Annotated in this window: 19 protein-coding genes; 17 read left to right on the top strand and 2 right to left on the bottom strand. The window is 66.4% G+C overall.

Translation table 11 applies throughout. The annotated features are described in order from the left end of the window. Positions 1 to 110 precede the first annotated feature (110 nt). Entirely contained in the window at positions 111 to 2,591 is a 2,481-nt protein-coding gene (locus VNF92_10430; protein ID HVA58296.1) for a zinc-dependent metalloprotease, read from the bottom strand. 446 nt (positions 2,592 to 3,037) lie between these two features. On the opposite strand from VNF92_10430, the gene VNF92_10425 reads away from it, so the two are divergent. Further along, complete coding sequence (locus VNF92_10425; protein HVA58295.1) at positions 3,038 to 3,514, top strand: hypothetical protein; 477 nt, start codon at positions 3,038 to 3,040, stop codon at positions 3,512 to 3,514. A gap of 114 nt (positions 3,515 to 3,628) precedes the next feature. After that, the gene (locus VNF92_10420) at positions 3,629 to 4,699 is read left to right on the top strand and encodes a M42 family metallopeptidase (GenBank protein HVA58294.1); all 1,071 of its coding nucleotides are present in this window, start codon (positions 3,629 to 3,631) and stop codon (positions 4,697 to 4,699) included. A gap of 10 nt (positions 4,700 to 4,709) precedes the next feature. On the opposite strand, the gene VNF92_10415 is transcribed toward VNF92_10420, so the two are convergent. Next, complete coding sequence (locus VNF92_10415; GenBank protein ID HVA58293.1) at positions 4,710 to 6,191, bottom strand: HEAT repeat domain-containing protein; 1,482 nt, start codon at positions 6,189 to 6,191, stop codon at positions 4,710 to 4,712. A gap of 148 nt (positions 6,192 to 6,339) precedes the next feature. Between VNF92_10415 and VNF92_10410 the strand changes: the two genes are divergently transcribed. The 15 genes from VNF92_10410 (at position 6,340) to VNF92_10340 (ending at position 17,566) form a co-directional block, all read left to right on the top strand. Beyond that, positions 6,340 to 7,638, top strand: coding sequence for a M28 family peptidase (locus tag VNF92_10410; protein ID HVA58292.1), 1,299 nt, complete (start codon positions 6,340 to 6,342; stop codon positions 7,636 to 7,638). A gap of 28 nt (positions 7,639 to 7,666) precedes the next feature. Next, the gene (locus VNF92_10405) at positions 7,667 to 8,569 is read left to right on the top strand and encodes a histone deacetylase (protein HVA58291.1); all 903 of its coding nucleotides are present in this window, start codon (positions 7,667 to 7,669) and stop codon (positions 8,567 to 8,569) included. A gap of 222 nt (positions 8,570 to 8,791) precedes the next feature. Further along, positions 8,792 to 9,175 (top strand): prepilin-type N-terminal cleavage/methylation domain-containing protein, encoded by a 384-nt coding sequence (locus VNF92_10400; protein HVA58290.1) that lies wholly within the window; start codon positions 8,792 to 8,794, stop codon positions 9,173 to 9,175. Positions 9,176 to 9,257: 82 nt separating this feature from the next. After that, positions 9,258 to 10,157, top strand: coding sequence for an alpha/beta hydrolase (locus tag VNF92_10395; protein ID HVA58289.1), 900 nt, complete (start codon positions 9,258 to 9,260; stop codon positions 10,155 to 10,157). A gap of 37 nt (positions 10,158 to 10,194) precedes the next feature. Further along, the gene (locus VNF92_10390; protein HVA58288.1) at positions 10,195 to 10,650 is read left to right on the top strand and encodes a hypothetical protein; all 456 of its coding nucleotides are present in this window, start codon (positions 10,195 to 10,197) and stop codon (positions 10,648 to 10,650) included. Further along, positions 10,631 to 11,314: an endonuclease III gene (nth, locus tag VNF92_10385; GenBank protein ID HVA58287.1), complete on the top strand. Its 684-nt coding sequence runs from the start codon at positions 10,631 to 10,633 to the stop codon at positions 11,312 to 11,314. Before VNF92_10390 ends, nth begins: the two co-directional genes overlap by 20 nt. Before the next feature lie 147 nt (positions 11,315 to 11,461). Next, positions 11,462 to 11,923 (top strand): peptidylprolyl isomerase, encoded by a 462-nt coding sequence (locus VNF92_10380; protein HVA58286.1) that lies wholly within the window; start codon positions 11,462 to 11,464, stop codon positions 11,921 to 11,923. A 24-nt stretch (positions 11,924 to 11,947) separates the two neighbouring features. Beyond that, positions 11,948 to 12,115, top strand: a complete 168-nt coding sequence (locus tag VNF92_10375; GenBank protein HVA58285.1) for a hypothetical protein — start codon at positions 11,948 to 11,950, stop codon at positions 12,113 to 12,115. Between the two features lie 14 nt (positions 12,116 to 12,129). Beyond that, entirely contained in the window at positions 12,130 to 12,282 is a 153-nt protein-coding gene (locus VNF92_10370) for a hypothetical protein (protein ID HVA58284.1), read from the top strand. Between the two features lie 185 nt (positions 12,283 to 12,467). Next, entirely contained in the window at positions 12,468 to 13,067 is a 600-nt protein-coding gene (locus tag VNF92_10365; GenBank protein HVA58283.1) for an HD domain-containing protein, read from the top strand. Between the two features lie 61 nt (positions 13,068 to 13,128). Continuing rightward, entirely contained in the window at positions 13,129 to 13,719 is a 591-nt protein-coding gene (locus VNF92_10360) for an RNA polymerase sigma factor (protein ID HVA58282.1), read from the top strand. Continuing rightward, positions 13,716 to 14,078: a hypothetical protein gene (locus VNF92_10355; GenBank protein HVA58281.1), complete on the top strand. Its 363-nt coding sequence runs from the start codon at positions 13,716 to 13,718 to the stop codon at positions 14,076 to 14,078. The genes VNF92_10360 and VNF92_10355 overlap by 4 nt, the downstream gene beginning before the upstream one ends. 12 nt (positions 14,079 to 14,090) lie before the next feature. Beyond that, positions 14,091 to 14,519, top strand: a complete 429-nt coding sequence (locus tag VNF92_10350) for a hypothetical protein (protein ID HVA58280.1) — start codon at positions 14,091 to 14,093, stop codon at positions 14,517 to 14,519. Next, the gene (locus VNF92_10345; protein ID HVA58279.1) at positions 14,516 to 15,817 is read left to right on the top strand and encodes a TolC family protein; all 1,302 of its coding nucleotides are present in this window, start codon (positions 14,516 to 14,518) and stop codon (positions 15,815 to 15,817) included. The genes VNF92_10350 and VNF92_10345 overlap by 4 nt, the downstream gene beginning before the upstream one ends. Positions 15,818 to 15,934: 117 nt before the next feature. Then, positions 15,935 to 17,566, top strand: a complete 1,632-nt coding sequence (locus VNF92_10340; protein ID HVA58278.1) for an efflux RND transporter periplasmic adaptor subunit — start codon at positions 15,935 to 15,937, stop codon at positions 17,564 to 17,566. The last annotated feature ends 10 nt before the right edge of the window (positions 17,567 to 17,576 follow it).

Genomic DNA, 17,576 nt, shown 5'->3' with positions numbered 1-17,576 from the left:
TCGGGGTGCCGAATGGGAGGGGAGAATCGACTACGCGCGGCGGCGGTACCTGCTGACTGCAGGCTGCACGCTGAGAGCGTGGGCCAACCGCTCTCAGCGTGCAGTGCTCATCAGTTGTTGCCGTTCCCGTTCCAGGGATCCCAATCCGCCATTCCGAACGGATCGCCGGGCGGTGCTTCGAGTGCCCGCGTCGGCTGGGGTAGTTCTCTCCGGTCGATCCACCGCTGGAAATCGCCGGCAATCGCGTACCACTGCGCCCGCGCCTCTACGCTGCCCGCGGCTGCACGCCGCGCGGCCTGCGGCTGCAGGTCCTTGATCTTCAACTCGGCGATCGCCCGTACCTCGGGCGCCGCCGTGGTGTCGGCCGCCAGCAGGAGCAGGCGGTCGGCCACGGCGCGTTGCGTCACGCGCTGCAGCGCGGCGAGCTTGCCGCTCGACGGCACGGGCGCATTCCACGTGCGGCCGATCAGTGAATCGATCGTCTCGCCGAGCGTGAGCATGTTGGGACCCCGGGTGGCGAACTCCACCAGCCGCGCGGCGCGTTCCGGTTGCAGCACCATGTCCACGATCATCTGCGCGAGGGTCCGCGCCGCCCCAAACTCGTCGAACGCCGGCTGCGTCCGCGTGCCGAACAGTTCGACACGTGGCGTCACCTCGTTGGCGTTCGGCGTGAGCAGCGTGAGCACGGTATCGGGAATAGCGAGCGCCGACGGCTGGAGCGCCGACAGCATCAGCCCCAGCGCCACGCGCTGTTCAGGGCCGGGAATCGGCCTCGTGGCCTGCTGTCCGTCGCCCACCACCGCCTCGGCGTACTCCATCCCGCCGATCGTCTTCGATACCGAGTTCAGCGCGAACCGGTGGAAGAAGTACAGCGGCGCGAGCCGCTCCTGTAGCATCGTCAATGGCTCGCCAGGCCGCAGGTTGCGCAGCCCGAACCGCGCCATCGCCACCCGTCGCACATCCATCTGGTTCTTGAGGAACTGCGCGGCGGTGGACTGATCGTCCCACAGGTTCACGCGCGGATCGGATGCGTCGTCCGGCCGAGCGTCAGCATCGGACAGAAAGAGGTACCCCTTCTTCAGCCCCTCAGCCACGATCGCCTTGAGCGAATCCTGCTCCTGCCCCGGCGGAAAGATCCCGTAACCCCAGTGAATGGCCCACACGTCGTAGGCGCCGGGCCCCACGGCATATGCCTGCGACATGTCGATGTTGCCGTTCTTGTCGAGCGTGATACGGGGCGCCGGATAATCCATCACCGACGCGCGGCTGTACGTTGACGCGATGTAGTTGTGTGAGAGTCCCAGGGTGTGCCCGATCTCGTGCGCGCTCACCTGCCGCACACGGGCCAGGACGAAGTGCGTGTCGGCCGGCGTCTGGGCGGCGCCCATCAGTGCCGCGTACAGGTTGTAGTCGGTGCGCGCACGGTGCGAGTCCAGCCGGGAGATGCCCTTCAGAATCTCACCAGTCCGCGGGTCGTCCACCGAACCACTCACCGACCACCCGCGCTCGTTCCGGTTCTCCCACACGAGCACATTGTAGCGGATGTCCATCGGATCGATGCCTTCGGGGCAGAGGTCCACCTTGAACCCGCCCTTGAGCCCCGCCTCGTCGAACGCCTGCTCCCACCACTTCACCCCCTGCAGCGTCGCTGTCCGGATCGGCTCGGGGATCCCGCGGTCCACACAGTACACGATCGGATTCTTGATCGGAGAGTTGGGATCGTTTGGATTCACCCGCTCCAGCCGATGCCGCTCGATCCACCGCTGCTGCAGCGGCTGGTCGACGGGCTGGGCGTAATCGTTGAAGGTGATCCCGAAGTACCCGATGCGCGGGTCCCATTCGCGCGGCCGGTAGCCCGAGTCGGGCAGTTCGACCAGCGAGATGTGGTCCCGCAACGTGAAGGCGTGGCCGTCGGGCGCCATCCGGCTCACGATGCCGCCCGGCGGTCCACTTGCCGCGAAGGTGAGCGAGACGTCCACTTCGGTGTTCTTCGGAAATGCCTTCGTGTATGGTGCATAGATCGACGACCGGTCCTTGGCCACCGCGTACGCGCCCTGCTTACTGCGCTGCAGCGTGGCCACCACATTGGTCCAATCGTGGATGAAGAAATCGGTCGCGTCCACCAGCAGCCGCCCGTTTTCCACCGCCAGCAGTGGCAGCGCGGCCACGGTACTCACCGGAAACGCCTCGGCCACCGTGCGCTCGTGGTCCGGATTGTTCGTGGCTCCCCGGAAGCGCGTGTTCTGGAACACCACAAACACATGCTCGGCGTTCCGATCGAACTGCACGATCTCGCTCTGACCGCCTGCCCCGCGATCGATGCCGATGGGATTGGACCCGAGTCCCGTGGCCTGCATCACGTCCATGAGGGCGGGGAAGGAATCGTGTGGGATCTCGAGGAGGATCTTGCCTGTGGATTGGTTCAGATAGAACGGAATGAAGCCGTCGTGCTTCACGAAGCCCGCCGTCTTGGCGGCAATGCTCGTGTCCACGACGGCCGGCTTGTGCGCGGGGGCCGGTGGATTCTGCGCGGCGGTGGCCGGCGCCACGAAGACCAGCGCGAGCAGGGCGGCAAGGAGGTTCGAATGCATGGTACGGGAGGGCGGAGGGTGAGAGTGTGCGGGCCGGGCGGGGAGGAGTCACGAGCGCCGCGCCTGATGCCCCAACCTATACGAGGAACCGCCAGGGGCGCGACTGGAGGCCGGCGCGGCCAGGGGGAATATCGCCACCTTTGTCCGGCGATTCGCCGAACTGGGCGTGATCCGGTTCAGGCAGGCCACCCACGCCACGAGCGCCATAGACTGGACCAGCAACCGCCTGGGATCCGTGGGCCTCGCCGGCGCCTATGCCCGGCGGACACGGCATGGGGTCCAATGCCGCGGGCAGGGACGCCGATTTCGTGGCGCAGCACCGGGACATTATGACACCGCTCGATCAGGACGTCGTCCGAACCAATATCCCGACTACGTATATTGGTGGCAGAGCGGTCTGCCAACGAATGCCGTAGGCCACGGGGCTCGCCACACCGGGAGTGCTGATGGGATCACCCCCATCCGGCTCGCGCACGCAGCCGGAGCACGTGACGCAAGCGCAGAACATGACGCCTCCGGCGACCACGAACGCGTGGCTCACGGCCGAGCGACTGGTCCAGATCCGCGCCGTCCTGCTCGGCCTCACGCTGTTCTTCGCGCTCGCCGTTTGGGTGCTGTACAGCATCGGATTCGACGCGCGGGGTCCACACCTGGCGGGCAAACTGCGCGCGGTGGGAGCCATGACCTGGATCTACGCGCTCGTCCAGATGCTCGACCACCGGTTCTGGAACAGCCGCTTCGCACGGCGGCGCCGGGCAGCGCTGAGCATTCCCGAGAGTCTGTTCGGCTGGCTCCTGGGCCAGATGCTCGCCTGGTTCGGCATCGTGTATTACGCCCTCACCGCCGATGCGCGCTGGTACGCGGCCGGCTTGGCCATCCTCATCGTGAGCTTCGCGGCCTTCCCGATCCGTCGCGACCACTGATCATCGCGGCGCGCGTCTCCACCGGCAGCGGTGCCTGCTTCCCCCCGGCAGCCATCCTGGCTACCATATGCGGGATTACGCGAAGTCTCAAAATTCCCTCCGCTCCTCCGTCCCATGCTCGCTTCGTCTTCCATGGCCTTTCTCAAGCGGCTGCTCGACACGCCAGGCCCTTCCGGCTACGAGACCGCCGCTGCCCGTGTCTGGCGCGCCGAAGCACAGACATTCGCCGACGTCGTGCGCAGCGACGTGGCCGGCAACAGCATCGCTGAAGTGAATCCCGAAGGATCGCCGACCATCATGCTCGACGGCCACATCGACGAGATCGGCGTCATCGTGCAGTACATCGACGACGACGGCTACCTGTACATCTCCCCGATCGGCGGTTGGGATCCCGAGGTCCTCGTCGGCCAGCGGCTCCGCTTCCTGTCCGACGACCCCGAGGTCGTGGGTGTGGTGGGCAAGAAGCCCATCCATCTCATCAAGACGGCGGACCGTGAGAAGGCGTCCAAGATCACTGACTTCTGGGTTGACATCGGAGCCAGGGACCGCGCTCAGGCCGAAGCCCGCGTCGCCGTGGGCGACGCCGCCGTGATCGACTCGCGCTCAATGGACTTCCCGAACGACCGAATCATCTCGCGGTCGATTGACGATCGGATCGGGGCCTTCGCGGTGCTCGAGGCACTGCGCCGATATAAGGAGCGGCCGGGCAAGGCACGCGTGGTCGCCGCCGCGACGACCCAGGAGGAGATCGCCTGGAACGGCGGCGGCGCGCTGGTGTCCGCCAATACCATCCGGCCCCAGATGGCCATCGCCGTGGACGTCACCTTCGCCACCGATCATCCCGGCCTCGAGAAGAAGGAGATCGGCGACCACCGGCTCGGCAGCGGTCCAGTGCTCGTGCGCGGCTCCCTGGTCTCGCCGGTCGTGTTCGAGTTGCTTCGCGAGGCGGCGAAGGCCGCCAACATCCCGTACACCGTGCACGCCGAGGGGCGCGCCACCCATACCAACGCCGACGCCATTCATCTGGCGCGCGAGGGAGTGGCCACGGCGCTCGTCTCGATTCCCAACCGCTACATGCACTCGCCCAATGAAATGGTGAGCCTGGCCGACGTGGACCACACCGCGGCCCTCATTGCCGAGGCCTGCCGCGGTGTGGACGACCGCACCGACTTCACCGCACGATAAGCGGAGCGCCTCAGGGGCGCTGGTTCTGCTGTGCCAGGCGCGCCACGGTGTCGCGGACGTCCTTGTCCCGGTCCGACGCCAGCGCCTTGAGCGCGTCCCGCGCCGCAGCCGAATTCACCGAGGCCAGGGCCTGGACCGCCGCCACCCGAACCGCCGTCGCCTTCTTCTTGAACAACCCGTGCTCCGGCTCGGCCGCGCGAATCAGCCGCTGCACGGCCTCCAGCGTGCCCACACGGCCCAACGCAAGCAGCATTGCCAACTGCACGTCGGTATCGGCCTCCTTGTCGATCGCGGTGATCAGTGTGGCAGCGGTCTCGGGATCGCGGTGCGCCGCGATCGCGAATGCTGCCTGCATCCGCACCTCCGGCTCCGGATCGCGCACCGCCGCCCGCACCGCCTGTCGCGCGCTCTCCGTTCCGAGCTGCATGAGTGCGTTCGTCGCCGAGCGGCGCACCCGGCCTTCGGGGTGGTGCAGCAACCCCACCAGCGAACTCTCCGCGGCCACCGGCTTCATCTCCGCCAACAGGTCCGCTGCGTTCCGCGCCACGAACCACCGCGCATCGCCGAGCATATTGATCAGTGCGGGAACGGCGGCGTCGAGTTGCATCAGCACATCGAACATCGCTTGTCGGTCTTCGGTCGTCTGCGCCTGCGTCATCTGATCGATCAGCGCTTCGGCGCCGTCCTGCCCGGTCCGCGCCAGCACTTCAACCACGTGCGCCCGGCGCTCGGGATCCCGCGACATGAGCGCCGCGACCGGGCGCAGCGTGAGTTGCCTGGACATGCGGCGCAGTGCCAGGACGTAGGCCCGTTTCACATCCTCGTCCGCTGCCGATCGCTCGCACCGCACGACCCCATACATGAGGTCGGCCACCACCGCCGGCTTCCCTTCGCGCGCGGCCGTTTCGGCCTGCGTGACGGCACCGTCGAGCAACCGGATGGCTTCGGACGGGTTCTCCACCGTCTCGAGACGCGCAACTAACGTCTCGGGGGAATCCTTCGCCGCGCCGATCGCCGAGAATTGGAAGAACATCGCGCTGATGTCTTCCGACACGAGGCCCGGCACCCCCGCCTCACGTTCCGGCCCCCGTTCCTGGTCGTTGCGCGCGGCTTCGGGCACTGCGAACTCTGTCAGGGGTGCCAGGGCCGCCACAGGCTCGGCGACGCCCGACCCGTTCATGCGGCCCCCGGCTAGCTCGCGCGCGCGGTCCAGCACCGCCGCTGCACGCGGACTGGCTTCGAAAATGATCTCGCGCAGCCCGCACGCCGCCATCCGTGCCGCCACGTCGGATACCCCGGGGAGCACCGTGGGCATCGGCTCGTCATCGGCCATGAGTTCACCCTCGCGCACGGTCAGCCGAACCGGCCCCTGCTTGCCGACCGCGACGGCAGCCCGCAGCGTCACCTTCTGCTGGTCGACGTTGTGCGCGTCGTGGATCAGCAGGGAGACGAGTCGGGAGAAGAGGCGTGCGAAGGTAGCCGAGTGGTCCATGACGTGGCGTTCCGCCCCGCAGTGGGCTGGTGAGTGTCCCCAAAAGTAGGCCCCCCCAGTGCGGGGCCGCCAGCAGCCGGCTCACGCCCAACTGGTTCCCCGGGCGAGGCGGCGCTAAACTCCTCAATTCCCTCCTTGTAAGATGGCCATGAAGATCCTCTCCCGTTCTTCGCTGCTGTTCGCCGTAATGATCGCCGGCGCCTGCCAACCGGTCGTTTCGGGGCCAACCAGCGCCCCGACGCCCGCCCCCGTGGCCGCGGCCGACTCGGCGCGGATGCGCGCCGACATCGCTTATCTCGCCAGCGACCGGCTCGAGGGCCGGCGTGCCGGCACGCCGGGCAACGACAGCGCCGCTGCGTTTATCGAGCGCCGCTATCAAGCCCTCGGGCTCGCCGCCATGACGCCTACCTCGTATCTCCAGCCCTTCGTCGCGCGGCCCGCCGCGTCGGCTCACCCCGGCGCGCCCGAACTGCTGCCCACGCAGAACGTCATCGCCATGCTGCCTGGCACGGACCCGGCGCTACGCCAGGAATACGTGGTCGTCGGTGCCCACTTCGACCACTTGGGGCGCTCCACCGAGGGGGCGCTCGACCCAGAGGCCACGGACGCCATCCGCCACGGCGCCGACGACAACGCGTCCGGCACCGCGGCGGTGCTCGAACTGGCCCGCATGTTCCGCGCCGCTCCAACACGTCGTTCGCTCATGTTCATCAACTTCAGCGCCGAAGAGGAAGGGCTGCTCGGCTCGGCCTACTTCGTGGAGCACAGCCCGGTGGCGCTCGACAGCATGGATGCCATGGTGAACTTCGACATGGTGGGCCGGCTCCGGAACCGGCGATTGATCGTCTACGGCGTGGCCACCGGCGCCGAATTCCCGGCCCTCCTCGACAGCGCCAACGCCGGGCGCCTCACGATCTTTGGTCAGGGCGACGGATTCGGCCCCTCGGACCAGTCCTCGTTCTACGCCAAGAACATCCCCGTGCTCCACTTCTTTACCGACCTCCACGCGGACTACCACCGCGCCACTGACGTCGTGAGCAAGATCGACGCCGCCGGCGAAGCCACCGTGGTGGGCATTGGCGAACGCGTGATTCGCGACATCGCCGACCGGCCGGCGCGCATCACGTTCGTCCGCGTGCCAGCCAAGCCCAGCACGGCCGCGTCGAGTTCGAGCAGCGATGTCTATTTCGGGTCCATTCCCGACATGGCAGCCGGCGACATCAGAGGTGAGCGGCTCACCGGCGTCACCGCCGGAAGTCCCGCCGACGCGGGCGGCATCAAGGCGGGCGACGTCGTGGTGGAATTCGGCGGCCAGGAAGTCACCGATCTCGAGACCTACTCGGCAGCGCTGTACAGCCACAAGCCGGGCGACGTGGTCCAGGTCGTCGTGGTGCGCGACGGAGCGCGCGTCACGTTGCGCGTCACGCTCAGCAAGCGAGGAGGGTAGCCGGCGCGGTGCCGGCTACCGCCGCTGTGTGACGCTCCACGCCTGGTCGAGCGCGCGATATACCTTTCCGCTCCCCGAGGGGCACCGGTTTCCGATCGCCAAGTACCAACTGCTTCGCCAGCGGGTACTCGATCTGGGCATCGTGCCGGCCGACCGCCTGCACGAACCCGACCGCGTCAGCGCAGACGATCTCCTGCGCGTGCACACGCCCGACTACGTGCAGCGGTTCACCCGCGGCGCGCTTACCGCGGCGGAAGTGCGGCGGCTGGGGTTCCCGTGGTCACCGGCGCTCGTCGAGCGGTCGTACCGGGCCACGGGCGGCACCTGCGAGGCGGCCAGACACGCGCTCGACTTCGGAATCAGCATGAACCTAGCTGGCGGCACGCACCACGCGTTCCCCGACCACGGCGAAGGCTTCTGCGTGTTCAACGACGTCGCCGTGGCCATTCGTGCCCTGCAGCACCGCGGGCAGATCGAGCGAGCCGCCATCGTCGATCTCGACGTACACCAGGGCAATGGAACCCACGCCATCTTCGCCGGCGATGCATCGGTGTTCACCTTCAGCATGCACGGAGGTCGGAATTACCCGTTCCGCAAGGTGGCCGGCGACCTCGACGTGGAACTGCCGGACGGCGCCGACGACGCCGAATACCTGAATCGGCTGGCTGCGGCCCTCCCCGGCGTCATCGCTCGTGCCCACCCGGACCTAGTGGTGTACCTCGCCGGCGCAGACGCGCACGAGCACGACGCGCTCGGCCGATTGTCGCTCACCCAGCAAGGGCTGGCGCGCCGCGACCTGTTGGTGGTCCAACACTGTCGCGAGGTGGGACTCCCGCTGACCATCACAATCGCTGGCGGCTATGGTCGCGACCCCTCGACCACGGTCGCCCTCCATGTGCAGACCGCCCGAATCGCGTCGCAGTTCAGCTGACGCAGCCGTGGCATTCTACCCCGAAGCTCGCGTAATGCATGGGCTTAGCCAAATGTGATCTATATCACATCATTGTAAGTTCTTTACCAACAAAGGGTTCTAAACGTCTCAAGAACGGCACCCCTCTTGCCCTTCTGGGCTGCCGGTAGCGACGGCGCGACCACTACTGCCGGGCAACAACTAGTCATGCCCCCCATTTCCCATTTCGGAGACCCCCCCACCATGTTGCAGAATCGCAAGGGCTTCACGCTGATCGAACTTCTGATCGTCGTCGTCATCATCGGCATTCTGGCGGCGATTGCGATTCCGAAGTTCGCGAATACCAAGGACAAGGCATACATCACCGCCATGAAGTCGGACCTCCGCAACATGGTTACGGCTGAGGAAGCCTTCTTCTCCGATTCGTCGGCCTACACGACCAACGAAACTGCGATGAACTTCAAGCAGTCGACGGGCGTCAATGCGCCGACGATCACGGTGGGCGCCGGCTATTGGTCGGCGACGATCACCCACACGATGCTGACCGGGCACACCTGCGCCATCGCCATCAACACCACGAACCCGCTGGTCACGAGCGCGGGCGAAGGCGAGCCGGTCTGTAACTGAGGCTGGGGTAGTCGGCGGCACAGAGGGGCCGGACGCACACGCGTCCGGCCCCTCTGTTATACTCGAGTCACGACGCGCGACGATGTGTGGATTCTCCACCACCAGCATGCCTCCGAACCCTCCACCTCCTCGCGCCTCCGGTTTCACGACGACCACCCCGGTTCCGCTGTACTGGACAGCGTACGGTCCGGACGTGGGCCCCCGCGCGCTGGTGCTCCACGGCGGCCCCGGAGCAGACCACAGATATCTCTTGCCGCAGATGCTCGAACTCGCCCACGATCGGGAACTCCTGTTCTACGATCAACGCGGCGGCGGCCGGTCGCGGACCGACGATCGCGAGCCCATCACGTGGCAGACTCACGTCGCTGATCTCGCGGCGGTACTCCGGGAATTCACGCTCTCGCGACCCACCATCATCGGCTATTCCTGGGGCGGGCTGTTGGCGCTGTTGTATGCGGCGGCCGCGGAGTCCGACCCCGCCTCGCCTGCCCCCGATCGGCTCGCGCTCATTGACCCGGCTCCGATCTCACGGCAATTTCGGGAGGAGTTCGAGGCGGAGTTCGCTCGGCGCCAAGCCGCTCCGGCGGTCCAGGCGATGCGCGACGAGTTGGTCGCTTCGGGCCTGCGGGAGCGGGATCCCCAGGGGTACCGCCACCGGGCATTCGAGTTGAGTGTGGCAGGCTACTTCGCCGATCCGCACGCAGCGCGTGACCTGACCCCGTTCCGGATCGTGGAACGCGTGCAGCGAACGGTGTGGGAAAGCCTGGGAGATTACGATCTCGTGCGCGATGGGCGGTTGGCGGCGGTCCGCTGCCCGACGTTGATCGTGCACGGCATGCAGGATCCGATCCCGCTGGCATCGTCAGAAGCGTGCGCCCGCGCGACGGGCGCCGAGTTGGTGACGTTGGAAGCGTGCGGACACGTGCCGTACGTCGAACAGCCCGCGGCGCTCTTCGGGGCGCTGCGTAAGTTTCTCGCATGATCGCGGCTCGCCCGCACGGCCCTTTCGAGACGACCCGATGTCTCAGACCGACACTGTCATTCAGCCGTACATCACGACCATCGAACCCGACGGACAGAAGCTGCACGTATCCTGCCGCGTGGCGTTCGACGGCATCGAGTACGTCGGTCGCCTCTGGTTCGCCGACGATGGCTGGGAGGACTCGGGCATTCCCGACCGGGGCGCCCTGCCGGGCCGGTCACACGACGAGGTGCTGGCGCTCGCCAAACGGCTCAACGCCACCGAACTCACGCTGCGCTACCGGCGTGCGCTCGCCGAGAAGCGGCGCTTCATGCAACTGCGCAGGGCCACCGACGAAGTCCTCGCGAAGATTCGCTACTTGAACCAGGTCGCCATCTCGATGCGAGCCGGCCTGCTCGACAAAGAAGGCGCCAGACAGGAAATCGAGCTCACCGAGAAGCAGCTCCATGAGTGCGTGGACCGGCTGAAGCAGCATGCCGGTGTCGAAGGCTAGGTCCCGGGTCCGGCGCGGAGCACTGCGCGGCCCAGCGCTCGAACGGCAGGCCAGTGAGGTCCTGGGCCGGCTCCTCGCAGAGTACCCCGACGCCCACTGCGCCCTCGACTTTCAAAATCCGTTTCAGCTCCTCGTGGCGACCATTCTCAGCGCGCAGTGCACCGACAAGCGCGTGAACATGGTCACGCCGGCGCTGTTCAAGAAATATCCCACGCCGCACGCCTTGGCCCACGCCCGTCGTGAAGACCTTGAGGCACTCATCAAGAGCACAGGCTTCTTCCGCAACAAAGCCAAGAGCCTCATCGGCATGGCCGCTGCGATCACGGAAACGCACGGGGGCGCGGTGCCCCACACCATGGAAGCGCTCACGAATCTGCCTGGCGTCGGACGCAAGACGGCCAACGTCATTCTCGGAAACGCCTTCGACCAGAACGAAGGGATCGTCGTCGACACCCACGTCACGCGGCTCAGCCAACGACTTGGCCTGACCCGGGCGAACACAGCGGAAAAGATCGAGGCCAGCCTCACCCCGCTCTTTCCGCGCCAACAGTGGACCATCCTCTCGCACCTGCTCATCGAGCACGGGCGGCGCGTCTGCCTGGCTCGGAAACCGAAATGCGTTGAGTGCGTGCTCGCCGACATCTGCCCCAGCGCGATCTTCTGATTGAACTCCGGCTGGCTCGCCCGACCGGGAGTTCCTTGACTGTTCCTCCAATCTCGATGCCCGGCACACGCGATCACTCCCGCGCCGCGCCAGAAACGCCTAGTTTATCCTCGGCGAAGTTCTCTTCTTTCCCTGGCTGGTATTCCCGTGAGCAAGACCGCCACCTTTGAAACCAACCGCGGCACGATCGTCGCCGAACTCTACGACGGTGAGGCGCCGAACACCGTTGCCAACTTCGAGAAGTTGGCCAACTCGGGCTTCTACGACGGCGTGAAGTTTCACCGAGTGATTCCCGATTTCGTCGTCCAGGGGGGCGACCCGCTCTCCCGCGACCTCCCCGAAGGCGACCGGCGCATCGGCACCGGAGGTCCGGGCTACAAGATCAAGTGTGAGACCGCTGGGAATCCCCGCCGCCATCAGGTGGGCGCCCTGTCCATGGCGCACGCCGGAAAGGACACCGGCGGCAGCCAGTTCTTCATGGTGCTGAGCGAAGCGAACACCCGGCACCTCAACGGAGTCCACACCGTCTTTGGCCAGATCACGCAGGGCCTCGACGCCATGCAGTCCATTCGCCAGAACGATGTGATGAACACGGTGCGGGTCGCGTAGCCGCACCGCCGCCCAGGAGCTCACATGACCGACTCGCACGACGCACACCAGACGCACGCCAGCGACATGAAGGCCGGCTTCATGGGCCTCATCTTCGGTGCGATCTGCATCTTCGCCATCCTGTACGGCATCGTCCGGCTCACCAACCGTCATTTCAATTCTGAAAAGCCGGCGGCTCAGGCCACGAAGTAGGTGAGCATAGCGGCGTGAGTCCGCGACCGTTCCGGCTGCGCACGCCGCCGAGCATCAAGCACAGCGACTGGAACAGGAAGATCCGGAAACACCGGACGAGAGCGATCGACAACGTGGGGGCTTCGGTGGGAGGCATGATGCACTCCGCGTATCATGCCTCGCCCTGAGGCCCTCGCCCTTTCAGATCGGCGTCATCGGTCGCTGGCGGATCACGTGCCATTCCCGTCTCCGTTCCTGATGCGAGGGCCGCACGCATCGAGCGGTTTCTCATGCCGAGCTGGCGCCTATCGGTCCGCGGTCAGAAGAGACAATATTCCGAAGGCCTATCGAATTGGGAGCCACACCAACCGCCATGCCCGATCTACCATCCCGCGAATCCGCGCTCGCCCTGATGCATGAGTACACGGCCAGCGAGTCGCTCCGTAAACACATGCTTGCGGTCGAGGCTGCTATGCGCGCCTATGCCGTCAGATTCGACGAGGACCCCGCTCGGTGGGGACTTGCGGGGCTGATCCACGATTTCGACTACGAGCGGTATCCCAACGCCGAGCACTCGGCTATCGACGAACATCCCGCGCACGGCGTCGGACTGCTCCGCAGCATGGGCTGGCCCGAGGACATCCTGCAGGCCATCCTTGGCCACGCCACCTACTGCAACGTGCCGCGGGAGACTCCGATGGCCAAGACGTTGTTTGCCGTGGACGAACTGACTGGCCTCATCACGGCCACTGCCCTCGTCAAGCCGACGCGGAGCGTCCACGACGTGGATGCCCGTTCGGTACGGAAGAAGATGAAGGACAAGGCGTTCGCCCGCGGAGTGAGCCGGGAGGACGTGCTGCTCGGCGCGCAGGAACTGGGCGTGGACCTCGACGCCCACGTTCAGTTTGTGATCGAGGCCATGCGCGGTGTGGCGCCCCAGTTGGGGCTGGCCGGGACGCCTGGTCCCTCCTGACCAATGTTCAACGCCCTTTTGGCTCCCCGCGTACATCCAGTTGAACAACGTCGAGATGCCAATGACCGTAGCGATCGCTCCCAGGCAGCCACAACTGAGGGCGCCCGTGGTTGACGTGGGCAGGCCGGAGCGGGAGTACGTTCTTGCGGCGCAACACGGCGACCAGGAAGCGTTCGCGGCACTCGTGCACCTGCACCAGCGCCGCGCATACGCGGTCACGCGGGCAATCGTCTCGACGCATGAGGACGCGGAAGACGCGGTCCAGGAAGGGTTCTTGCACGCCTACCGCGCGCTCGACCGGTTCCTGCCCGACCAGCCCTTCGGCGCCTGGTTGTACCGCATCATGGCCAACTCGGCGCTCGATCTGGTTAGGCGTCGCAAGGTCCGCGATGCGGATGAATTGCCGGAAACGGTCGCGCTGCCATTCCGCGATCCGGGAGAGGCGGACGAGTTGCGGCGGCGGTTGAATGAAGCGGTAACGCACCTCACGGAGCGGCAGCGATCGGTCATCGTATTGCACGACGTAGAGGGGTTCACGCACGGCGAGATCGGCGGCATGCTCGGGATTCCCGAGGGAACTGCCCGGTCGGACCTGCACCACGCCCGCGCAACGTTGCGCGGGCTCTTGAAAGACGTATGGAGTGATCTATGAGCGATCTGCGACTGGTGCACGAGGACGACGAGATCACGCGCGGACTGCGCGAGATGTACGCCGCCCCGAGCAGTGAGGCGTACTGGAGCGAGCTCGAAGCGCGCATCACATCCCGCATCGCCGGCGTCGAGTTGGGGTGGTGGACCGAACTCGATCATTGGACGCGTCCGGCGCTGCTCGCCGCGGCGGCCCTCATCCTGGCCTGCACGGCGGCGGTCTTCCGCGCGCACCAGGCCGAACAGACCACCGCATACGAAGCACTGCTGGCGCCCATCCCGGGCCCCCTCGAGACAGCCGTGCGACCCATGCTGCAGGACACGCGCGACGGAACGGCGCGCTACGTCCTGACGCGGGACTGAGGAGAACGGATCATGGACCGGCCGAAGCTGCAGGCCCTGATTCTCTTGCTCGGTGCCGTGCTGGTGGGCGGAGTGCTCGGATTCTCCGCCGACCGCGTCATGCAGCGCCGGCCCCATAGCTGGGCCGAACGCACGACGATGTACGACGACATCGGGCTCACCCCCGCGCAGCGCGCCGCCGCCGACTCGGTGTTCGACGCCACCAATTGCGCGATCTCGACGGTGTTCACCCCGTTGCACCCGACACTTGATTCCATTCGCCTCGACAGCAGGCGCAAGTTCCGCGCCCTGCTCACGCCGAGCCAGCTCTCCACCCTGGACGCCCGCATCCGGGATGACTCCCTCCACCGCGCCCGAGCCGATTCCACTCGACGGGCGCGCGGGGACACCACCCATCGCGGCAGACAATCCAATTCGAGACAGGACGCCTGCAAAAAATGAAGAAGTTTCTGATTCTGGCGGCGCTGCCCGCCGCGCTCGCGGCACAGCAGCCCGCCGTCGATTCGCTGCGCCCCATATCCCTCAAGGACGCCATCGCCCTCGCCACCCAGTACGCGCCGGCGGCGGTGTCCGCCGAAGGGCAGATTTCCACGGCCCGGGCCGGGGTCACGTCGGCCTACGCGCAATTCATCCCGAGCCTCTCCTGGTCCATGGGGCAGAGTCAGCAGAGCGGCCCTCGATTGGGCCAGGACGGCACGATCATCCAGTACCTGACCCCCTGGTCGTACTCTGATGGCCTGCGGTTCGGACTCACCCTGTTCGACGGCGGTCAACGCCTTGCCGGCCTCCGCACCGCCAAAGCCGCCGTAAAGAGCGCCGAGGCTAACGAGGTCGCGCAGAAGTTCAGCATCGCGCTTCAGGTGAAGACGCAGTACTACAACATTCTCGCCGCCATGGAGTCGGAGGGCGCGGCACGCGCCCAGCTCCAGCAGGCGGTCGAGCAGATGAAGGTGTCGGTCGCCAAAGTCATTGCCGGCGCGTCCACCAAGTCCGACTCGCTCCAGTCCGGTATCCAGGTGGCCAACGCGCGCCTCGCGCTGCTCACAGCTCAGAACAACCTCCAGGTGGCCTCGGCGTCGCTGACCCGGCTCGTCGCCACTCCGTACCTGGTAACCGCCGACCCCTCGGACACCCTGGCGCAGGAACTCACGCCCGTGGACAGCGCCCTCGTGGCGCATCTCGCCGCCCAAGGGCCGAGCATCAGAGGCGCCCAGGCAGGTGTGGCGTCCGCCGAAGCCGGCGTCAGTGCGAGCAGGGCCCCGTACTTGCCCTCGATCAGCATTTCGTACGGCCGCAACGGCAGCGGCTTCGACAAGTACTTCGGAATCGGGGGGGGACAGCTGAGCTACAGCAAGAGCCTATCGCTGTCGCTCAGCTACAGCCTGTTCGACAACTGGACGCGTGAGGCCGGGTCAGTTTCGGCCAGTGTCTCCCTCAACAACGCCCGGGCCACGCTTCGCGACGCGCAGTTCGCGGCGCAACAGAACGTCGTCCAGTACGTCACGGGACTGCAGACGCTGCAGGAGGAGATCCAGATCCAGCAGCAGTCGATCGTGGCCGCCGAGGAGAACCTGCGCGTTCAGGAGCAGCGGTACGCGGTCGGCGCCTCCACCCTGCTCGACGTCCTCACGGCCGAGACCACGCTGAATCAGGCGCGGGCGCAGCTCATCCAGTACCGCCTCAACTACCGCACCACCAAGGCGCAGATCGAACAGATCATCGGGCGCGACCTGCAGTAACCCCGCACAAATGCCGAAAGCGCTGGTCGGGCCTCCATGGGCCCGGCCAGCGCTTTCTTTGTGTTTTCCGTATTAGAGGCAGTTGCCCCCCATCAACTGACCCCGAGGAGCAGGTTCGTGAATCGATTTCTCCCCCCGATCGTGATCGCCCTGGTGGTCGGCTGCGGCACCGGCAAGAGCAAGCAACTGCCCGTGCAGACGCAGACCATCACGCGACGCGACATCGTAGTGTCCGCCGACGCCAATGGCGCGATCGAGCCGATCGTGATCGTCGAGGTGCGCTCCAAAGCCTCGGGCATGATCACCGACATGCCGGTGGAGACCGGAACGTCCGTCAAGCCGGGCAACCTGCTCGCGCAGATCGACACCCAGACCGTGCAGAAGCAGTTCGAGCAGGCCCAGGCCGATCTCAACTCCGCCACGGCGCAACTCGACGTCGCCATCGTGCAGAAGAAGCGCAGCGACGACATGCTGGCCGCCAAGGTGATCACGCCCCAGGAAAACGAGCAGGCGCGGCTCACGTACGAGAGTGCGCAGGCTACCGTGGTGCGCCAACGCGCCGCCCTCGACCTCGCCGTTCAGGCGCTGCAGGACGCAACCGTCCGCGCGACGACCGTCGGCACCATTATCGAGAAGGACGTCCAGGTGGGCCAGATCATTCAATCGTCCACCAGTTCGGTGAACGGCGGCACCACGCTGCTCAAGATGGCCGATCTGTCGCACGTGCGCATGCGCGCGTACTTCAACGAAACCGATATCGGCAACATCCGCGCTGGTGAGCCGGCCACGGTTACCGTGGATGCATTCCCCGACCGCCGATTCGAAGGCAAGGTCGAGAAGATCGAGCCCCAAGCCGTGGTCCAACAGGGCGTGACGATGTTCTCCGTGCTCGTCAACCTCGAGAACTTTGACGGCGCGCTGCTTCCCGGCATGAACGGCGAAGTCTCCGCCATCGTCGATCAACGCAACAACGTGATCGCCGTCTCCAACGACGCCATCAAGACCACCCGCGAGGGGGTGACCGTGGCGCCGATGCTTGGACTCAACCCGGATAGCGTTCAGGCCAATATACGCGCCCAGATGAGTGGCGGGCTCGCCGGCATGGGCAGTGGGCGGCGCGGAAGCCGGCGTGGGAACAGCGGAAACGGGGGCGGGGCTACAGGTGCGGCAGTAACCCGAGGCGACGTGGAGCTCGATCCTCAGCAGAGCGCGCAGGGCGCGAGACGGCGCGGCGGCGGCCAGCAGGTTCAGGTCACCGACCAGGATTGTGCGGCGATCGCGGCCGCCTACAAGAAGTTCCCCAAGGAGAAGAAGCAGCTCGACGATCTCATGGCGAAGATGCGCGACCCGGATGCCGACCGTCAGGCGCTGGTGGGCCAGATGGCCCCACTGTACGAGAAGATGGGCCTCGACCGTACCAAGGTGGGTGCCTGCCGCCGTCGTGACATGGTGGCCGCCAACGGCGGGGCCGGCGGCCTTGCCGCCGGTGCCTCGGAGACAGGGATGACCATACGGCCGCGCACGGGCCTCGTGTTCGTCGCCGACAGCGGCGGATACAAGGCCCGCGTCGTGATGCTTGGCCAGAGCAACTTCGACTACACCGAGGTGCTGAGCGGGCTCAAAGAAGGAGAGAAGGTCGTGATGCTCAACGTGCTGGCGCTGCAGGCGGCACGGGATCAGCAGCAGGACCGGTTCCGCCAGATGCAGTCGTCGCCCCTCGGCGGTGGCGGTGGCGGCCGCGGCCGCTAGGGAAACGCAA

It is taken from the genome of Gemmatimonadaceae bacterium (assembly GCA_035533015.1).
Lineage (GTDB): Bacteria > Gemmatimonadota > Gemmatimonadetes > Gemmatimonadales > Gemmatimonadaceae > JAGWRI01.
The sequence above is the reverse complement of the archived record's forward strand: the minus strand, read 5'-3'. Positions and strand labels throughout refer to the sequence as shown.

Bases quoted from the DNA above. Each gene is read 5' to 3' on its own strand.
- VNF92_10345 (HVA58279.1), top strand. From the start codon at position 14,516: ATGAAGAAGTTTCTGATTCTGGCGGCGCTGCCCGCCGCGCTCGCGGCA.
- VNF92_10375 (HVA58285.1), top strand. From the start codon at position 11,948: ATGACCGACTCGCACGACGCACACCAGACGCACGCCAGCGACATGAAG.
- VNF92_10365 (HVA58283.1), top strand. From the start codon at position 12,468: ATGCCCGATCTACCATCCCGCGAATCCGCGCTCGCCCTGATGCATGAG.
- VNF92_10395 (HVA58289.1), top strand. From the start codon at position 9,258: ATGTGTGGATTCTCCACCACCAGCATGCCTCCGAACCCTCCACCTCCT.
- VNF92_10400 (HVA58290.1), top strand. From the start codon at position 8,792: ATGTTGCAGAATCGCAAGGGCTTCACGCTGATCGAACTTCTGATCGTC.
- nth (HVA58287.1), top strand. From the start codon at position 10,631: ATGCCGGTGTCGAAGGCTAGGTCCCGGGTCCGGCGCGGAGCACTGCGC.
- VNF92_10410 (HVA58292.1), top strand. From the start codon at position 6,340: ATGAAGATCCTCTCCCGTTCTTCGCTGCTGTTCGCCGTAATGATCGCC.
- VNF92_10425 (HVA58295.1), top strand. From the start codon at position 3,038: ATGGGATCACCCCCATCCGGCTCGCGCACGCAGCCGGAGCACGTGACG.
- VNF92_10355 (HVA58281.1), top strand. From the start codon at position 13,716: ATGAGCGATCTGCGACTGGTGCACGAGGACGACGAGATCACGCGCGGA.
- VNF92_10350 (HVA58280.1), top strand. From the start codon at position 14,091: ATGGACCGGCCGAAGCTGCAGGCCCTGATTCTCTTGCTCGGTGCCGTG.
- VNF92_10415 (HVA58293.1), bottom strand. From the start codon at position 6,191: ATGGACCACTCGGCTACCTTCGCACGCCTCTTCTCCCGACTCGTCTCC.
- VNF92_10430 (HVA58296.1), bottom strand. From the start codon at position 2,591: ATGCATTCGAACCTCCTTGCCGCCCTGCTCGCGCTGGTCTTCGTGGCG.
- VNF92_10390 (HVA58288.1), top strand. From the start codon at position 10,195: ATGTCTCAGACCGACACTGTCATTCAGCCGTACATCACGACCATCGAA.
- VNF92_10360 (HVA58282.1), top strand. From the start codon at position 13,129: ATGACCGTAGCGATCGCTCCCAGGCAGCCACAACTGAGGGCGCCCGTG.
- VNF92_10420 (HVA58294.1), top strand. From the start codon at position 3,629: ATGCTCGCTTCGTCTTCCATGGCCTTTCTCAAGCGGCTGCTCGACACG.